General features: G+C 68.7%; 15 protein-coding genes. 9 read left to right on the plus strand and 6 right to left on the minus strand.

Annotation, left to right across the window (positions count from 1 at the left end; translation table 11 throughout):
* Positions 1 to 530: 530 nt before the first annotated feature.
* A complete protein-coding gene (locus tag KOI35_RS41665; RefSeq protein ID WP_215795259.1) occupies positions 531 to 884 on the plus strand; it encodes a hypothetical protein in 354 nt (117 codons plus the stop codon).
* Between the two features lie 79 nt (positions 885 to 963).
* On the opposite strand, the gene KOI35_RS41670 is transcribed toward KOI35_RS41665, so the two are convergent.
* Positions 964 to 1,830 (minus strand): TIGR03620 family F420-dependent LLM class oxidoreductase, encoded by an 867-nt coding sequence (locus KOI35_RS41670; protein ID WP_215795260.1) that lies wholly within the window; start codon positions 1,828 to 1,830, stop codon positions 964 to 966.
* A gap of 32 nt (positions 1,831 to 1,862) precedes the next feature.
* Here KOI35_RS41670 and KOI35_RS41675 point away from each other — a divergent pair, with 32 nt between their 5' ends.
* Entirely contained in the window at positions 1,863 to 2,138 is a 276-nt protein-coding gene (locus KOI35_RS41675; protein ID WP_215795350.1) for a YciI family protein, read from the plus strand.
* On the opposite strand, the gene KOI35_RS41680 is transcribed toward KOI35_RS41675, so the two are convergent.
* Entirely contained in the window at positions 2,135 to 2,671 is a 537-nt protein-coding gene (locus KOI35_RS41680) for a phosphoribosyltransferase family protein (protein WP_215795261.1), read from the minus strand. The two genes, KOI35_RS41675 and KOI35_RS41680, sit on opposite strands and share 4 nt — an antisense overlap.
* 100 nt (positions 2,672 to 2,771) lie before the next feature.
* On the opposite strand from KOI35_RS41680, the gene KOI35_RS41685 reads away from it, so the two are divergent.
* Together KOI35_RS41685 and KOI35_RS41690 are read left to right on the plus strand one after the other, a co-directional pair.
* Positions 2,772 to 3,899, plus strand: coding sequence for a PP2C family protein-serine/threonine phosphatase (locus KOI35_RS41685; protein ID WP_215795262.1), 1,128 nt, complete (start codon positions 2,772 to 2,774; stop codon positions 3,897 to 3,899).
* A gap of 457 nt (positions 3,900 to 4,356) precedes the next feature.
* Positions 4,357 to 6,213, plus strand: coding sequence for an acyl-CoA dehydrogenase (locus KOI35_RS41690; RefSeq protein WP_215795263.1), 1,857 nt, complete (start codon positions 4,357 to 4,359; stop codon positions 6,211 to 6,213).
* A gap of 97 nt (positions 6,214 to 6,310) precedes the next feature.
* On the opposite strand, the gene KOI35_RS41695 is transcribed toward KOI35_RS41690, so the two are convergent.
* Positions 6,311 to 6,832 (minus strand): SixA phosphatase family protein, encoded by a 522-nt coding sequence (locus KOI35_RS41695; protein ID WP_215795264.1) that lies wholly within the window; start codon positions 6,830 to 6,832, stop codon positions 6,311 to 6,313.
* A gap of 88 nt (positions 6,833 to 6,920) precedes the next feature.
* On the opposite strand from KOI35_RS41695, the gene KOI35_RS41700 reads away from it, so the two are divergent.
* Positions 6,921 to 7,223 carry a DUF6458 family protein gene (locus KOI35_RS41700; RefSeq protein WP_215795265.1) on the plus strand — a complete coding sequence of 101 codons (303 nt, stop codon included), beginning with the start codon at positions 6,921 to 6,923 and terminating at the stop codon, positions 7,221 to 7,223.
* A 75-nt stretch (positions 7,224 to 7,298) separates the two neighbouring features.
* On the opposite strand, the gene KOI35_RS41705 is transcribed toward KOI35_RS41700, so the two are convergent.
* Positions 7,299 to 8,138, minus strand: a complete 840-nt coding sequence (locus KOI35_RS41705) for an NAD(P)H-binding protein (RefSeq protein ID WP_215795266.1) — start codon at positions 8,136 to 8,138, stop codon at positions 7,299 to 7,301.
* A 116-nt stretch (positions 8,139 to 8,254) separates the two neighbouring features.
* Here KOI35_RS41705 and KOI35_RS41710 point away from each other — a divergent pair, with 116 nt between their 5' ends.
* Entirely contained in the window at positions 8,255 to 8,632 is a 378-nt protein-coding gene (locus tag KOI35_RS41710) for a winged helix-turn-helix transcriptional regulator (RefSeq protein WP_215795267.1), read from the plus strand.
* Here the strand turns inward: KOI35_RS41710 and trhA are convergent.
* On the minus strand, positions 8,629 to 9,306 hold the full coding sequence (gene trhA / locus KOI35_RS41715) for a PAQR family membrane homeostasis protein TrhA (RefSeq protein WP_215795268.1): 678 nt from the start codon (positions 9,304 to 9,306) through the stop codon (positions 8,629 to 8,631). The two genes, KOI35_RS41710 and trhA, sit on opposite strands and share 4 nt — an antisense overlap.
* Positions 9,307 to 9,373: 67 nt before the next feature.
* Between trhA and KOI35_RS41720 the strand changes: the two genes are divergently transcribed.
* Genes KOI35_RS41720 through KOI35_RS41730 form a run of 3 tightly spaced genes read left to right on the plus strand, consistent with a single transcriptional unit; the run spans position 9,374 to position 11,806 of the window.
* A complete protein-coding gene (locus KOI35_RS41720) occupies positions 9,374 to 9,985 on the plus strand; it encodes a 5-oxoprolinase subunit B family protein (RefSeq protein WP_215795269.1) in 612 nt (203 codons plus the stop codon).
* Positions 9,982 to 11,016: a 5-oxoprolinase subunit C family protein gene (locus KOI35_RS41725; protein ID WP_308121383.1), complete on the plus strand. Its 1,035-nt coding sequence runs from the start codon at positions 9,982 to 9,984 to the stop codon at positions 11,014 to 11,016. The genes KOI35_RS41720 and KOI35_RS41725 overlap by 4 nt, the downstream gene beginning before the upstream one ends.
* Entirely contained in the window at positions 11,012 to 11,806 is a 795-nt protein-coding gene (locus KOI35_RS41730) for a LamB/YcsF family protein (protein ID WP_215795351.1), read from the plus strand. Before KOI35_RS41725 ends, KOI35_RS41730 begins: the two co-directional genes overlap by 5 nt.
* Here the strand turns inward: KOI35_RS41730 and KOI35_RS41735 are convergent.
* The gene (locus KOI35_RS41735; RefSeq protein WP_215795271.1) at positions 11,745 to 13,520 is read right to left on the minus strand and encodes an NHL domain-containing thioredoxin family protein; all 1,776 of its coding nucleotides are present in this window, start codon (positions 13,518 to 13,520) and stop codon (positions 11,745 to 11,747) included. The genes KOI35_RS41730 and KOI35_RS41735 overlap by 62 nt on opposite strands.
* Positions 13,521 to 13,558: the final 38 nt, after the last annotated feature.

Raw genomic sequence — 13,558 nt, forward strand, 5'->3', positions numbered from 1 at the left:
TCGTTGGTCTGTACCTCGGAAATGTTGGCTACCTGGGCGCGGGGAGTCCGGTTCGCGGATTGCGTGAACCGGACTCCCGGCGGCGTCATTGGTGCAAGTAGTACTTGATCAGGTCGTAGACGGTGTTTCCCAGCACGCCCAGGACCAGTTGTGCTGCGACGGTCGTCAGGAGGGCTTTGAGCTTCCTCCGCGTGACCTTGGTGCTGAGCTTCGTCAGGCAGGACTCAGCGGAAAAGACGAGGCGTCGCAGACGGCACGCCGTCCTTGTATTTCCAGGCCTTGGGAGCAACCAGGGTCTTCCGATGGCTGAGGGTCTTTGGGTGCTTGTGCTTGGTCATCGTCCCGCTCCTCCCGGTGTACGTTGCTGAGTTTCTGACCCAAAGCACGAGGCGCGACTGGCGGCGGTTCATGGGCCGGCGCTAGATCTTTTGTGTGGGGCGGTTGTGAGCTTTTGCTTCCGATTTCGATGTGGGGTCGGATGCGGAAACTCGGAGGCGGTGCTCCTGCGGTTCGGTCTAGCGTCGGCTGCTGTGGAAAAGTCGATCATGTTGGGGATTCTGGATGCGGCTTGGGCGCCGTCGTTAGCGGAATTGGCCCGGGAGATTTCGCCGGCGCTGGGGCATGACCTGGTTGAGGTCGATGGCGGGACGATGTTTCACGGTGGCACCGACCGCACGCACGCTTGGCTTACCCGCGACCACGCCACCAACGAGCCGTTCGTCAGTCACCCGTTCGACCTGGAGCTCTCCGTTCCGCACGAACCGGAAGAGCCCTTCATGCACGACCTCTTCGATCGTCTGAAAGAACAGAACCGCTACCGACTGATCCTGGTCCTCGATCATGCCTGCGCCCGCTCGACTCATTTCTCCTGTTCCGACTGGTGAGTCCCCAGCGGATGTGCGGCCGTCTGCGGTTGGGCACCCCGCTTGCTGCGACAAGTGCGCCAGCACCCGCGCAGGGCGCTCAGGTCAGGGCGAGCGCCTCGGCTACGGCACGCCACTCGTCTCGTGGCAGGTAGGGGCCGTTGTGGGCGGAGAGGACCTGCAGGGCCACGTGGTTGGCGCCGGCCTCCAAGTGGGCGTCGACTCGGGCTCGGACCGTGGGGGCGTCGCCCCAGGCGACGGTGAAGTCGGTCAGGCGGTCGCTGCCGTCGTGGGCGAAGTCGGCGTCGGTGAAGCCGTATGGGCGCCAGGCGTTGGTGTAGTTCGGCAGCGACAAATAGGACTTCAATCGTCGGCGGGCCACCCGGCGGGCTTCGACGGGATCGGTGGACAGGTAGACCTTCTGTTCGGGGATGAGCAGGGGGTCTGGTCCCAGGATCTTGCGGGCGTCAGCGGTGTGTCCGGGTGGGGTCAGGTAGGGCAGCGCGCCGGCGGTCAGGTCGCGGGCCGTGGCCAGGGCCTTGGGGCCCAGCGCGGCGATCATCCGCTGCGACGCGGGGACGTGGGCCAGCTTGTCCGTGAGGAACGTGCGTAACCGGGTCAGGGGCTTCGTGTAGTTCTGGCCCACCGAGGCCGCCGTGGGGGCGTGGCCGGAGCCGACGCCCAGCATGAAGCGGCCGGGGAACTGGTGGCTCACCCGGATGTGGCTCGCGGCCAGCGTCTCGCCGTGGCTGTGCCAGATGTCGACAACGCTCGTGCCGACGACCAGAGATTCCGTCGCGGCCAGGATGGCCTCGGGGAGTTCCAGGTCGTCGGGTGGGCTGGCACCGATCCAGACCGAGGTGAAGCCCAGGGCCTCGATCTCCTGCGCGGCCGAGGCGATCAGGCCGGCCTCGACCGGCCAGTCGTTGCGGGAGATCCAGATGCCGTACCGCCCGAGGTTGTTCACGATTCGATCGTACGATTGCGGGCGTGTACCTGATGATTTCGAAGTACCTCGTGCCGGTCGAGCAGGTCGACGCCGTACGCGATGCGCACCTGGCCTTTCTGGAGGGCCTCGAGGCGCAGAATCTGGTCGTCACGGCCGGCCGCCAGGATCCGCCCGTCGGTGGGGTCGTGCTGCTCAACGTCGAGGACGAAGGGCGCGCCCGCGAGATCATCGCCCAAGACCCGTACGTGCTCAGCAAAGTCGCCGAATACACCGCCACCGGTTGGATCCCGGCTCGCGGCGCGCTAAAGGACTACCCGAAGGCCTAAGGGTCGATGTCGGCCGCCGTGAGCAGGCCGCGCAGGGTGAGCTCGTGGGCCACGGCGGGCGGGCACTCGTCGACGATCACGGCGGTGCCCACATAGGTGGCGCCGAGCAGCGAGCGCAGCGCCCTGGACTGGGATCCGGTCGCGGCCCAGTCGTCGACCACGAGCACTCGGTCATCGGCGTTGAGCAACTCACGGCGTACGCCCAAATGCTGGGTCTCACCACGATGATCAGTGGGCACCTCGGCCCACATCATCGGCTCGGCGATCGGACGCCGCGCCCCGGCCCGGTAGGCCTCGACGAAACCGACCCCGAGAGCCCGCGCGACCAGGGGGCCGACCAGGAAGCCGGTGACCTCGGGCGACACCACCACGGTGGGCCGGTCGGCCCGGAAGAGGTCGGCCAGCCCGTCGCCCAGACCGGCGATGATCTCGGGGGAGCGCCACCAGCCGGACCGGTTGCTGACGAGGTAGCCCTCGCCCGGATCCGTCCAGCGGAACGCCGCCTTCAAAAGATCACGCAGATCGGTTGTCACGCGGACATCCTGTCACTGCATGGGGGTCCCGTTCGGCCGCCCGGTCAGAACCCGCTCAGACTACGGGTCAAGTTAGTGCAGTCCGTAGCTTCGATCGGGCATGCTGTTCGGCGTAGCCATGCCTAATCTGCCGCCGGGCCGCCGCCCGCTGAGTTCTGGATCCCGCGCCGGTCTCGGCGCGGCCATTGTGCTGCTCGCCGTCGTGTCCGCCGTGGAGATCGCGGACGGTCCCAAGGCCGACTTCGTGGGGCTCTTCGCGGCCGTCCCGTTCCTGGCCGCGGTCTTCGCGTTCTGGCAGACGGTGCTTGTCGTCGGGGTGCTCGCGACGATCGTCGGCATGGTCTTCGTGGGCGGGGCCGGCGCGCTGACCGTGGCCGGCACGGTCAACATTCTCGGCATTCTGCTCGCGACCGGCATCGCGGCCGCCGTGGCGACCATCCGGCAGCGTCAGGCCGACCGGATCGCCGAGTTGCAGCGGCTCGCCGCGGTCGCCCAGCAGGCGGTGCTGCGGCCGGTCGGCCCGCAGGTGGGGGCGCTCGCGGTGGCGGGCCGATACATCTCGGCCACCGCCGCCGCCGACATCGGGGGCGACCTCTACGAGGCGCTCGATACGCCGTACGGGGTCCGCATCATCATCGGCGACGTGCGCGGCAAGGGTCTGGACGCGGTCCGGCTGGCGAGCATCGTGCTCGGCTCCTACCGGCATGTCGCGTACGAGCGGGCCGATCTCAAGTCGATGGTGACCGATCTGGATCGGGCGGTGGCGCGCAGCGTCGGTGACGAGGACTTCGTGACCGCGGCGCTGGTCGAAGAGCGTGGCGGCACCCTGACGATCGTCAACTGTGGACATCCGGCGCCGTTGCTGCTGCGCCGGGGTCAGGTCATCCCGCTCGAGCCACCGTCGCCGGCGCCGCCGCTGGGGTTCATGCCCGAGGTGAAGCCGCGGGTCGAGCGGCTGGAGCCGGGCGACCGGCTGCTGCTGTTCACCGACGGGCTGGGCGAGGCGCGCCGGGACGGTGAGTTCTTCCCGACCGCCGACCGCGCGTGGCGGTTGCTCGGCCACGGCACGGTCGGCGACGGGTTGGCCTCGCTCGAGACCGCCCTGGTCGACTGGGTGCACGGTCGCCTCGAGGACGACATCGCACTGGTGCTGCTGGAATACGCGGGACCCGACGACGGTGCCGCGGTGCCCATGCCGAGCTGGGAAGTCGGCGCCGCCGGAAGCTAGGCGGCGACCTCAGTGCCCTCGGGCGACGGCGAAGGCGTGGGAGCGGGCGAGACCGGCACTGGCACTGGCTCGGGCCGACGGTGCCGCCCGACGTAGTGGCGTGGCTGGTCCGCCTGTCGGGGCTCGGGAATGAGGCTCTTGATCGTGGCGAACATGGCGCGCCCCCTTTGGCGGCTGCTGGTCGAAGCGAAAAGCTCCGTGTCTATCCGGTGCAACGAGCCGAATCGCGCACCGATACGTGAGGTGCGCATGGGAGTCGGCAAATAGCCGAACGGCCATCCTGCTGGCCACCCGATCGGAGGCGTTTGATGTCGAAACCGACGGACACACCCCCGCAACAGGGTGGTTGGTCACGAAACAGCTCGCGGCTTGTCGGCCGCTACCGATCAGTAATACAGTGGGTGTTACTGACGGGTAACTCCAGACCGGCGGCGTTCGGAGAGCGGGGCCAAGCACCATGAGTCACTACAAGAGCAACCTTCGGGACCTTCAGTTCAATCTGTTCGAGGTCTTCGGGGCTGACCAGGCGTTCGGCCAGGCGCCGTACTCGGACATCGATGCGGAGACCGCGAAGGACGTCCTGACCGAGGTCAACCGCCTCGCGACCGAGGATCTGGCCGCCAGCTACGTCGAGGCCGACCGCAATCCGCCGGTCTTCGACCCTGCGACGCACACCGCGCCGCTGCCGGAGTCGTTCAAGAAGTCGTTCGACCAGTGGATGGCCAGCGAGTTCTGGCGCCTCGACCTGCCCGCGTCGCTCGGCGGCACCCTCGCCCCGCGCGCCTTCTGGTGGGCCCTGGCCGAAAACGTGCTCGGCGCCAACGCTCCGGTATGGATGTATTCGTCCGGTCCCTCGTTCGCGTCCGTCATCGACGCCGAGGGCACCGAGGAGCAGAAGAAGTGGGCCAAGCTCTTCGTCGAGAAGCTCTGGGGCTCCTCGATGGTGCTGACCGAGCCCGACGCGGGTTCCGACGTCGGCGCCGGCCGCACCAGGGCCATCCAGCAGCCCGATGGTTCGTGGCACATCGAGGGTGTCAAGCGCTTCATCACCTCGGGTGAGCACGACCTGACCGACAACATCATCCACTACGTGCTGGCCCGTCCGGTCGGCGTCGAGGGTGTCGGCGGTCCGGGAACCAAGGGCCTGTCGCTGTTCATCGTGCCGAAGTACCACTTCGACGCCGAGACCGGCGAGCTGGGCGAGCGCAACGGCGTCTACGCCACCAACATCGAGCACAAGATGGGCCTCAAGGTCTCGAACACCTGCGAGCTGACCTTCGGCGAGCACGGCACCCCGGCCAAGGGCTGGCTGCTCGGCGAGAAGCACCAGGGCATCCGCCAGATGTTCATGATCATTGAGTACGCCCGCATGATGGTCGGCACCAAGGCGATCGCGACCCTGTCGACGGGTTACCTGAACGCCCTCGAGTACGCCAAGAACCGCGTACAGGGCGCCGACCTGGTGCAGAACGACAACAAGAACGCGCCGCGCGTCACGATCACCCACCACCCCGACGTACGCCGGTCTCTGATGCTCCAGAAGGCGTACTCGGAAGCTCTTCGTGCCCTGGTCGTCTACACCGGCACGTGGCAGGACAAGGTCGCCATCGCCGAGGCGGCCGGTGACACCGAGGCCGCCAAGACCGCGAGCAAGGTCAACGACCTGCTGCTTCCGCTGGTCAAGGGCGTGGGCTCCGAGCGGGCGTACGAGCTGCTCGGTCACGAGGCGCTGCAGACGTTCGGCGGTTCCGGCTTCCTGCAGGACTACCCGCTCGAGCAGTACGTGCGGGACGCGAAGATCGACACCCTGTACGAGGGCACGACCGCGATCCAGAGCCTCGACCTGATCTTCCGCAAGATCGTGAAGGACCAGGGCGTCGCGCTGGCCACGCTGGCCGGCGAGATGCAGCAGTTCGTCGAGAGCGAGGCCGGCAACGGTCAGCTCAAGGTCGAGCGGCTCGGGCTGGGCAAGGCGCTCGGCGAGATGCAGCAGATCCTCGGTGCGTCGATGGGCTGGCTCGGCGCGGTGCAGGGCGGCGAGACCCGCGAGCTGTACAAGGTGGGCCTGAGCTCGCGGCGCGTTCTGCTCGCGCTCGGCGACGTCGTGCTCGCCTGGCTGCTGCTGCGCCAGGCCGAGGTCGCCCTCAAGGCGCTGGGCGGCGAGCTGTCGGCGGCCGACAAGAACTTCTACGAGGGCAAGGTCGCGGCGGCCCGATTCTTCGTCCGCGAGGTCCTGCCCCGCGTCGGTTCCGACCGGCGCATCATCGAGAACACCACTCTGGACATCATGGACATCTCCGAGGACGTTTTCTGAGGTAGTTCCCCCCGGTGAGCGGAGCCGCCCCGCTCCTCTCACCACTCCTGAAAACGGTTGAGGCCGGCGAACGATGACGTTCGCCGGCCTCGGTCGTCTATCCGCGAGCGGTATGCCGCTCCACCAGATGCATCGAGCGCGGCTCGGTCGACGACCAACTGCCTTCTTCCGTACGGTGTACCGCCAGACCCGCCGTCTTCATGATCATGTCGACGCCGTCGTACTGATCGTCGGGGATCATCAGCGTCGACACCTCGGACATCGTCGGGTTGTGCCCGACCACCAGCACCGTACGAACCGTCTCGGGCACCTTGCGCAGCAGGTCGAACACCTCGGTCGGCCCACCGCTGTAGAGGCTCTGCTCATAGCGGACCTCGGGCGTCCCGCCGCCGGGCTGGGCCTGGGCCAGCGCGATCGAAACGCCCTGCCAGGTCTGCCGGGTGCGGGCCGCGGCCGAGCACAGCACCAGATCGGGATGCAGGCGCTCGTCGGCCAGCCAGGCACCCGCCGCATCCGCGTCGGTCTCGCCGACCGTGGTCAGTTTCCGGTCGAAATCGGAGCGTTCATCAGGCGTTTCGGCCTTGGCGTGGCGAAGCAGAACGAGCGTCCTAGCGGTCATGCGTCCAGCTTGCCTGATTGAGGATCAGAGCGGGTGGGTAACCCCGTCAGCGACGTATTGACCACGGTGAGGATCAAGGAGGCCCGTGATGGGCATCGGCGGAAGCATCTTCCTGCTGGCGTTGGGCGCGATCCTGGCGTTCGCCGTCAACGCGAACATCAGTGGGATCGACATCAACATCATCGGGTGGATCCTGATGGCGGCCGGCCTGGTGGGCCTGGTCATCACTCTCTGGTTCTGGAACAGCCGTCGCCGTACGGTCGTGACCCGGCAGACGACCGCCGATCCGGTCGCGGGGGCCCCGGTCTATGGGCAGCAGCAGGTGCGCAGCGAATACCGGGAGACCCGGCGCGACGACGTTCCGCCGCCTCCGCCGCCCGCCTACCAGTAACCAACCCGACTCGCGACGCCGGCAGCCGCGCCCCTCCCCCTAGCGGCCTGCCGGCGTCGCTTTGTCGTTCGCTTGTCAGGCCTTAAGAGCGGTTCCCACGTACGACTTCAGCGACGTCGCCGGACGACCCAGCAGCGACTCGAGGTCGTCGACCGGCACGTAGAGCCCGCCGTTGGCCGCGCCCCGGTCGGAGTCGGCCAGGATCGCCGCGAACGCCTCGGGCAGGCCCACACCGACCAGCATCTCGCGGTACTTGTCCTCACCGAGGTCGGTGTAGGTGACCGGCTGGCCGGACTGCGCGGCGATCTCGGCGGCGAACTCCTCCATCGTGAAGCCCTGGCCACCCAGCTCGTAGACCTTGCCGGCCTGGCCGTCGGTGGTGAGCACGGCGGCCGCGGCCTCGGCATAGTCGGCCCGGGTGGCGGCGCTGATCTTGCCGTCGGCCGAGGCGCCGAATAGACCGTGCTCCAGACCCTGCGCGACGTTGTAGTTCTCGAAGTACCAGCTGTTGCGCAGGAACGCGTACGGGAGACCGGACTCGACGATCAGGTTCTCGGTCGCGCGGTGCTCCTCGGCCAGCTTGAGGTCGCTCGTGTCGGCCTTCGGGATGCTGGTGTAGACGAGCAGGCCGACGTTGGCCGCCTTGGCCGCCGCGACGACGTTGGTGTGCTGGGCCATCCGCTGACCGGCCTCGCTGCCCGAGATGAAGAGGACCTTGTCGGCACCCTCGAACGCCGCCCGCAGCGCCTCCGGATCCTCGTAGGCGACCTGCTTCACCGTGATGCCCAGGTCAGCGATCTTGTCGACCGAGCGGCCGAGGCCGACGATCTCGCTCGCGGGCACACCCTTGGCCAGAAGCGACTGGATGGCGAGCCGGCCGAGGTGTCCGGTGGCGCCCGTGACGACGATGCTCATAGCGTTCCTCCTGCTGATTGAAGCTTGCACCACCATAACCGCGCAGGTCAGAGGTCACTTCCCAATCGATAGAAGGCACCTTGAAGTGCAGTACTTACCTGAGGGATAGTGTCCAGGTGGAAACCACCGCGTACGCGAAAGATTGTCCGAGCCGGCAGATCCTCGACCGGATCGGCGACACGTGGAGCGTCCTGGTCGTCGGGATGCTGGCCGACGGCCCGCAGCGTTACTCGTCGCTCGCCAAGCGGATCGAGGGCATCAGTCCCAAGATGCTCACCCAGACGCTGCGCGGTCTCGAGCGTGACGGCCTGATCGGCCGCACGGTGTACGCCGAGGTGCCGCCCCGGGTCGACTACGAACTGACCATTCTCGGCCTGAGTCTGCTCGACCTGGTGCGGGCGCTGTCGCGATGGGCCGAGACGCACATCGGCGACGTGCAGGCGGCCCGGGTCGCCTACGACAACCCGGGCGTGCGCGTCTCCGTGTCGTCTTAGGCGTAGAGCGAGAAGTAGATCGCGATGTGGTGGCAGATCGCGGCCACCAGCGTGCACGCGTGGAAGAACTCGTGGTGGCCGAAGACCTCGGGCCACGGGTTCGGCCGGCGCAGGGCGTAGAACACGGCGCCGACGCTGTAGATCACGCCACCGACCGCGAGCAGCACCAGGGTGGCGACGCCGCCGCGGTGCAGCACCTCGGGCAGGATCGCGACCGCGCCCCAGCCCAGCGCCAGATAGAGGGGTGCACCGGCCCAGCGCGGCAGATGCGGCCAGATGGTCTTGAGCGCCACCCCGCCGAGCGCGCCACCCCAGATCAGGCTCAGCATCAGCGTCGCCTTGCCGGTCGGCAGCAGCTCGACGCAGAACGGCGTGTAGGTGCCGGCGATGAAGATGAAGATCATCGAGTGATCCGCCCGGCGCATGATCTGGTAGCCGCGTTCGCTCCAGACCCGCCGGTGATAGAGCGCGCTGATGCCGAACAGCCCACACACGGTGACGCTGTAGATCAGGACGCTCAGGAACGGCGCGATGCCCGGTCTGCTCAGGGCGATCGAGCACAGCACGATGCCGCACACCAGCGCGACGAAGAACGCGTATTGATGCAACCGGCCGCGCAGCCTCGGCTTTCCGAGGTCAGCCGGCTTCATCCGGAACGGGGCGGAAGTCGTCACGAGTTTCAGGTTACGGTATCGTAAGTTACTCGTCAGTAGTGAACTTCGGCACTGGCACTATGTGACCATGAGGCTGAAACGGTCGGGCGCTTCGGCTCTGCTGCTCGAGTGCCGCGACGGCGACGAGGTCGAGGCGTGGCGGCGTGAGGTGGTGCGCCGGCGCGAGGCGGGTGAGCTGCGCGTGATCGACATCGTGCCCGGTGCCCGGACGCTGCTGCTCGACGGCGTGGAACCCGGCACCGACGCTCTGCTCTCCTCGTGGCGAGCGCATGATTTTGTGGGTGTCGAGCATCGAGAAGGTTCGCTGGTCAAGATCGCTACCGTGTTCGACGGCGAGGATCTCGACGACGTCGCGGCGCGGTGGTCAATGCCCCGCGAGCGGGTAATCGCCCGTCTCACCGAGACAAATTTCACCGTCGCGTTCTGCGGATTCGCACCCGGTTTCGCCTACCTGCGCGGGCTCGGCCCGGAGTACGCCGTGCCCCGGCTCGACACTCCCCGACAGCGGGTTCCGGCCGGTGCGGTCGGCCTCGCGGGTGACTACTGCGGCATCTATCCCACGGCCTCGCCGGGCGGATGGCGGCTGGTGGGTCGCACGTCGGAGACCCTTTTCGACGTACGACGGGAACCCCCGGCCCGGCTCACCCCCGGCACCCGTGTGCAGTTGGTGGCAACGTGATCACGGTCGTGCGGGCCGGCCCGCTCACCACCATCCAAGATCAGGGCCGTTCCGGATACGCGCATCTCGGCGTGCCGCGCTCCGGAGCCCTCGACCAGTGGGCCCTGCGCCGCGCGAACGCCCTGGTCGGCAACCCGCCGCACGCGGCCGGGCTGGAGACCACGCTGCTCGGATGCGCGCTGCGGTTCGAGCGGGCGGCGGTGGTCGCGGTCACCGGGGCGACGGCGGTGCTCAAGCTCGACAAGCTCCCGGTCACGCCCCGCGACGGGGTGATCGAGGTGCCCGCGGGTTCGGTGCTCGACATCGGGCGGGCGGCCCGGGGCGTCCGGTCCTATGTGGCCGTGGCCGGTGGCCTGGACGTGGAGCTGGTGCTCGGATCACGATCGACCGACACGCTCTCGGGTCTGGGTCCGCCAAAACTGACTGACGGCACGTCCCTTCCGATCGGCGACGAGTCCGGACAATTCGGGCCGGAGGTTGAGTTCGGGGCGCGCGACGAGGGGCGACGAGACGCGGCCGTGCGAGCGGCGTCGCGGGCTGTGGACAACTCGGCGGGCGGCGCGGCCGCTGGGGCGCGGGCTGTGGACGACGGCGCGCCGTTGGGTGGTTCTGCGGGTAGCGTCAGCCCCGACGTCCCTGGGTGGGCGGGGGAGGCGGCGGCTGCTCCCGAAGATCAAGAGGCGACGGCTGCTGGCGGCGATCACATTGAGCTGGGCGTCTGGCTTGGGCCGCGCGATGACTGGTTTGACGCGAACGAGCTGTTCTCGAGCGAATATCAGGTCAGCCCGATGAGTAACCGGGTCGGCTGTCGGCTTAGTGGGGCGGCCCTGCCGCGCATCAAAACGGGCGAGCTGCCGTCTGAGGGTGTGGTGCTGGGAGCGATCCAAGTGCCGGCGGACGGGCAGCCACTGATCTTTCTCGCCGATCATCCGACTACCGGCGGCTACCCGGTGATTGGGGTGGTTGACGACGTGAATGGGCTGGCTCAGGCGCGGCCGGGGAGTACGGTGCGGTTTCGTGCGCTCGATTGATCTCAACGCCGACCTTGGTGAGGGCTTCGGCCGCTGGCAGCTCGGCGACGACGATGCCCTGCTCGACGTGATTACCTCGGCCAACGTGGCGTGTGGGTTTCACGCCGGTGATCCGTCCACGATGTACCGGATCTGTGGCGACGCGGTGGAGCGGGGCGTGGCGATCGGGGCCCAGGTGGGCTACCGGGATCTGGCCGGGTTCGGACGACGGCGCATCGACTATGACCCGGACGAGCTGCGAGACGACATTCTGTACCAGATCGGGGCGTTGGAGGCGTTCTGCCGCGTTGCCGGCGGGCAGGTGGCCTATGTGAAGCCGCACGGCGCGCTCTACAACACCGCGGCCGTCGACGAGGTGCAGGCGGGTGCGGTTGTGGAGGCGATCCGGGCGTACGGGCCGGGGTTGCCGGTTTTGTGCCAGCCCGGGTCGACACTGGCCCGGCTCGCGGAGGCGGTCGGCATTGCGGTGGTGGGTGAGGGGTTCGCCGACCGGGGGTATCAGGCCGACGGGACGCTGATGCCGCGCCGGCTGCCGGGGGCCGTGCTGCACGACCCGGACGCGGTGGTTGCCCGGGCCGTGCGGATGGCTGTCGACGGTGAGGTCGAGACCGGTGACGGCCAGGTGGTGCCGGTGCCGGTGGCGTCGATCTGCGTGCACGGTGACACCCCAGGCGCAGTGGACCTGGCCACGCGGGTGCGAAACGGCCTGACCAAAGCCGGGCTGGACGTCAGGAGTCCTCATCCATTCCCCGCAGGATCAGCGGGAGGCGAGCCGGGCCGTCGGGGCTGACCACGATCGGGACGCCCCAGTCCTGGCGGGTCAGGTGGCAGGCGGCATTTTCGACGTCGACGTCGCAGGTGGCGGCCTGGGCCACGACCTGGAGGATGCCCTCGGGGACGTCCGGGTTGATCACCAGGGCGCGGGACAGGTCCGTGGTCGTGCCGGCGCCGTCGAGCAGCAACTCGGGCGGGGAGGCCGAGACCACCAGGCGGGTGGACGGGCCGAACTGGGTGTCCAGCTTCTGCCCGGGTGCGGGCGTGAACACCACGTCGAGCGTCACCTCGCCGGGGGCGACGGTGGACGCCGGGCGTTCGGTGCGGTGGCGCTCGCCGTTGACCGTGCGGACCGCGCCGGGCGCGAGCCGGGTCAGGCGGTGCGCCGACGACTCGACCACGATCACGTCGCCGGCCTCGGTCACCAGCACGTCGCTCGGCTCGGCCAGGCCGGTGTCGACCGTGGACACCTGGTCCGACGAGGGGTCGAAGCGGCGGATCGCGCCGTTGTACGTGTCCGCGATCAGCACCGAGCCGTCGGGCAGGGCGGCGACGCCGAGCGGGTGCTGCAGCAGCGCCTCCTTGGCCGGGCCGTCGACGTGGCCGAAGTCGAACAGGCCCTGGCCGACCGCGGTGTGCAGGACGCCGTCGGCGATGTAGCGCAGCGCGGACGTCTCGCTGTCGGCGATCCACAGGCGGTCGCCGCCCACCGACAGGCCGGACGGCTGGGCCATCCACACGTCGGGGATCGGGCCGTCGCGCAGGGATTCGACCGTCGTGCCCGCGTAGACGCCGACCGTGCGCTTGATCGGGTCGAACCACCACAGCTGGTGGATGCCGGCCATCGCGATGATCACGCGGTCGTCGTACCAGGCCAGGTCCCACGGCGAGGACAGGTCGGCGGCGAGGGCGTCGTGCGGGTGCTCGCCGACGGTTGAGCGCCACGGCCGGCCCGAACCCGCGACCAGGGTGATCTCACCGTCGGCGAGGCGCAGGCCGCGGAGCTGGTGGTTGACCGTGTCGGCGACCAGCACGTCGTAGCCGGCCGTCGACGCGATCTCGGCCGGGAGCAGGAGCAGGCCCTGCGGCTCCTTGAACGGGCCGAAACGGCGTACGACGGAATCGCCGTCGGCCTCGACCTCGGCGATCGAGTGCCGGGCCGAGTCGCTGACCAGCAGGTGGCCGCCGGGGAGCTCGATCGCCTTGCCGGGGAACCGGAACACGGTGTCGGCGGGGACCGGCGGAACGTACGGGCCGTCGCCGCGATGCAGGGTGCCGTCGGCGGTGTGCTGGGCGATCAGCTCGTCGATCAGGCGGGACAGGCCCTCCGCGTGGCCCTCGCCGGCCATCGAGGCGACCAGGTAGCCGGTCGGGTCGATCACCGCGAGCGTCGGCCACGCCTTGGCCGCGTACTGCTGCCAGAGGTGCATGTCGCCGTCGTCGACGACCGGGTGGTGTACGCCGTAGCGCTCGACCGCCGCGGCCAGGGCCTGCGGGTCGCGCTCGTGCTCGAACTTCGGGGAGTGGACGCCGATCACCACGAGCGCGTCGCCGTACTTCTCCTCGAGCGGACGCAACTCGTCGAGCACGTGCAGGCAGTTGATGCAGCAGAAGGTCCAGAAGTCGAGCAGGACGATCTTGCCGCGCAGGTCGGCGAGGGTCAGATCCTTGCCGCCGGTGTTGAGCCAGCCACGACCGCGGAGCTCGGGAGCCCGTACACGTCCAGTCATCGCACCATCGTGCCGCACCGGGTGGCCCGGCACGGCAC

The sequence above is a fragment of the Paractinoplanes bogorensis genome (assembly GCF_018829635.1).
Lineage (GTDB): Bacteria > Actinomycetota > Actinomycetes > Mycobacteriales > Micromonosporaceae > Actinoplanes > Actinoplanes bogorensis.

Excerpts from the sequence above, each read along its gene's own strand:
- KOI35_RS41690 (WP_215795263.1), top strand. The coding sequence starts at position 4,357 with ATGAGTCACTACAAGAGCAACCTTCGGGACCTTCAGTTCAATCTGTTC.
- KOI35_RS41700 (WP_215795265.1), top strand. The coding sequence starts at position 6,921 with ATGGGCATCGGCGGAAGCATCTTCCTGCTGGCGTTGGGCGCGATCCTG.
- KOI35_RS41695 (WP_215795264.1), bottom strand. The coding sequence starts at position 6,832 with ATGACCGCTAGGACGCTCGTTCTGCTTCGCCACGCCAAGGCCGAAACG.
- KOI35_RS41675 (WP_215795350.1), top strand. The coding sequence starts at position 1,863 with ATGATTTCGAAGTACCTCGTGCCGGTCGAGCAGGTCGACGCCGTACGC.
- KOI35_RS41705 (WP_215795266.1), bottom strand. The coding sequence starts at position 8,138 with ATGAGCATCGTCGTCACGGGCGCCACCGGACACCTCGGCCGGCTCGCC.
- KOI35_RS41735 (WP_215795271.1), bottom strand. The coding sequence starts at position 13,520 with ATGACTGGACGTGTACGGGCTCCCGAGCTCCGCGGTCGTGGCTGGCTC.
- KOI35_RS41685 (WP_215795262.1), top strand. The coding sequence starts at position 2,772 with ATGCTGTTCGGCGTAGCCATGCCTAATCTGCCGCCGGGCCGCCGCCCG.
- KOI35_RS41720 (WP_215795269.1), top strand. The coding sequence starts at position 9,374 with ATGAGGCTGAAACGGTCGGGCGCTTCGGCTCTGCTGCTCGAGTGCCGC.